This is a genomic window from Candidatus Protofrankia californiensis (assembly GCF_900634765.1).
Lineage (GTDB): Bacteria > Actinomycetota > Actinomycetes > Frankiales > Frankiaceae > Protofrankia > Protofrankia californiensis.
This window is the reverse complement of record NZ_CAAAFT010000056.1, coordinates 2,215-5,280: the sequence shown is the minus strand read 5'-3', so window position 1 is coordinate 5,280 and position 3,066 is coordinate 2,215. Positions and strand designations below refer to the sequence as shown.

General features: G+C 67.0%; 3 protein-coding genes. 2 read left to right on the top strand and 1 reads right to left on the bottom strand.

Annotation, left to right across the window (positions count from 1 at the left end; genetic code table 11):
• Positions 1–729, top strand: a 729-nt coding sequence (locus DD1DGNOD_RS03105; RefSeq protein WP_131769398.1) for an aspartate-semialdehyde dehydrogenase, incomplete at its 5' end; no start/stop codon positions are given.
• Between the two features lie 586 nt (positions 730–1,315).
• Here the strand turns inward: DD1DGNOD_RS03105 and DD1DGNOD_RS03100 are convergent.
• Complete coding sequence (locus tag DD1DGNOD_RS03100) at positions 1,316–1,519, bottom strand: cold-shock protein (RefSeq protein WP_013872098.1); 204 nt, start codon at positions 1,517–1,519, stop codon at positions 1,316–1,318.
• 416 nt (positions 1,520–1,935) lie between these two features.
• Here DD1DGNOD_RS03100 and DD1DGNOD_RS03095 point away from each other — a divergent pair.
• On the top strand, positions 1,936–3,066 hold a 1,131-nt coding region (locus DD1DGNOD_RS03095; protein WP_206442921.1), incomplete at its 3' end, for an N-6 DNA methylase.

Sequence of the window (3,066 nt, the reverse complement as noted above, 5' to 3'; positions counted from 1 at the left end):
CCTGAGGTGAACGCGGACGCGGTTACCGACCGGCCCCGCGGGATCATCTCCAACCCGAACTGCACGACGCTGTCGATGATTGTCGCCCTCGGCGCGCTGCACCGCGTCTTCGGCCTGGAATCTCTGGTCGCGACCTCCTACCAGGCGGCCAGCGGGGCGGGTCAAGCCGGTATCGACACCCTCTACGCCCAACTTTCCACGGTCGCGGGCGACTGTGGCCTCGGCCAGAGCGCGGGCGATGTCCGCAAGGCGATCGGCGCGGACGGACTCGGTCCGTTCCCGGCTCCGCTCGCGCTGAACGTCGTGCCGTGGGCCGGTTCACCCAGGGACGGGGGCTGGTCGTCCGAAGAAATGAAGATCCGGAACGAATCACGCAAAATCCTGGGGATTCCCGGGCTCAAGGTGTCCGCGACCTGCGTGCGGGTGCCTGTCGTCACGACTCATGCGGTAGCTGTGCACGCGTGGTTCTCACGTCCGGTCACGGCGGACGCCGCGCGGGCCGTGCTGCACGCGGCGCCGGGTATGGCCGTGCTGGACGACCCGGCGGCCGGCGAGTTCCCCACGCCGGCAGACGTCGTCGGTACCGACCCGACCTGGGTCGGCCGCATCAGGCAGTCACCCGACGACCCGCACGAGCTGGCCCTGTTCGTCTGCGGCGACAACCTCCGCAAGGGTGCGGCGCTCAACACCCTCCAGATCGCCGAACTGCTGGTGTCCCGCGATCAGTAACGATCAGTAGACGGTAGGTCAGATCGGCATGCAAAGGATTCAACCGTGACGCCGCCGGCGATATACGGCTTGTGAAAGTCGGGAAAGTCCACTCACCGGTCGTCCGAACAGCCGCTGCTTTCACTCGATGTGACGCAATCCGACTGGATGTGATTCCTATCACGATACGATGGAAACGTCCGACGATAACACGATTGACGAGGAAAAGCAGAGATGCCGTGCGGTTCGGCATCGCGACGTGACAGGAGCACCGGGGGAAGATGTTTCCCGGAGCACGCAGGCGACGAAAAAGTGAATAAACCGCGATCGACGCCGGATCCGGCAGACGATCCATGCCGAATCGGACGCAACAGAAGCGGTCGAGACCTACGCGGACATCCGGTCGGGATCCACGAAAACACCGATCATTTCAGGCTCGGGAGACGCAAGGAGTGAACCGACGAGGCGCGATTCACGGTGATTGGCGATGATTTGCCGAACGCCGAGTCGATCACGAGTCGATACGCAACGAGGGCCCGCCCTGGTTCAGATGACGGACCCTCGCCTTATGACTGTGAAGTTACGTCGGAGTTACGTCCCTCGTGGCTCAGACGACCCGAACGGCGTCAGCCTGTGGACCCTTCTGCCCCTGGGTCACTTGAAACTCGACCCGCTGCCCCTCTTCCAGGCTCTTGTAGCCGTCCATGTCAATCGCGCTGTAGTGGACGAAGACGTCCGAACCGCCACCGTCCACGGAGATGAAGCCGAAGCCCTTCTCCGAGTTGAACCACTTAACCGTGCCCTGAGCCACGCGCCGTTCTCCCTGCTGGTGCAGTCAGGACCCACACCGCGCGGGCCCCGGACCGTCTGGCGTGGAATTTTGGTTCTCCCACGTCAGCGTTCGTCGTCGGCGTCCCTTGTAGACGCCAACTGCCGAACTTGGCCATGGAAGACGCTACACGGCTACAGGCCACGGCGGGAGCCCTCCAGGCAAGGAAGTCCACTACATACCTCACGCACCGGGTGGTGCCACAACATCCCAGGTAACCCACTGCAACCATCGACCATGGGGCTTGGGGCGGCCCCGGCGAAGGCCTGCGCGCCTGCGGACAAGGACCGGTCCCAACCTGCGCATACCCCAGCCGGAAGGGTGCGGGATGGCGCACCGGAGACAAGCGGGAAGACGCGCCGGAAGAACTGTCGGCGCCGGGCTCTAGGGTTTCGAACGTGGCAACCCCGACCCCCGAGACGGCCCGCGTCCCCGACGTCACCGGCAGGTCCGAGACGACCGGAGGCCTACTACTCGGCGGGGTCGAGGTCCCAGCCGCCCGGAAAGCAGCCGAACCCAGCGATCCGACTACTCACCGTAAGATTCGTGGGGCATTCTTCACTCCAACAGTGCTGTGTGACCACATAGTCACCTGGGCGGTCCGGGGCCAGTGGGACAGCGTTCTCGAACCCGCCTGCGGTGAGGCGGCGTTCCTGCTGGCAGCCGCCCGCCGGCTGCGGGTATTGGACGGCGGCCGCGGCCACCAGCCCTGTGACGGCAGCCACGACAACCACCCACACGGCGCCCAGCTGCACGGGGTCGAACTGCACGCACCGAGCGCGTCCGCGGCAACCCTGGCTGTCGCGGCGAGCGGCGCGCGGGCCGAGATCACTGTCGCCGACTTCTTCTCCGTCCCGGCACGGCCCGACTTCGACGCCGTCGTGGGCAACCCGCCGTACGTGCGGTACCAGAAATTCCACGGCGAAGTCCGCAGGCGGGCCCAGGCCGCAGCCCTGCGGGCCGGTGTCCGCCTGACCAACCTCGCCAGCTCCTGGGCCGCGTTCACCGTGCACGCCTCACTGTTCCTGCGCCCCACCGGGCGCCTCGGCCTGGTACTCCCGGCCGAGCTGCTGTCGGTCAACTACGCCGCGCCCGTCCGGCGCTTCCTGTTGGAACGCTTCCGGCATGTCCAGCTCGTGCTGTTCACCGAACGGGTCTTCCCCGGGGTGCAGGAGGAGGTCCTGCTGCTGCTCGCGGAGGGCACCGGACCGACCGACCGCTTCGACGTCCACCAGGTTCACGACCTGGTCGAACTCGCAGCTACCGGGGCGGGGCACACCGCGGGCCCGACCGGCGACCCGGCGTGCCGGCGGGGACCGAGCCTGCCGGCGGCCGTGCACCCGACGGCAGTCGTGCACTCGGTAACGGCCATAGACACGGTAACGGCCGTAGACCCGATGGCGGCCCTGAGCGCACCGACACCCGAGCCACAGGCGTCCTGGATGCCCGCACTGATCAGCGTTGCCGCCCGTCGGACCCTGCTCGAGCTCACCGCCGCCAGCCTCTTCGGGACGCTGGCGACCTGGGGC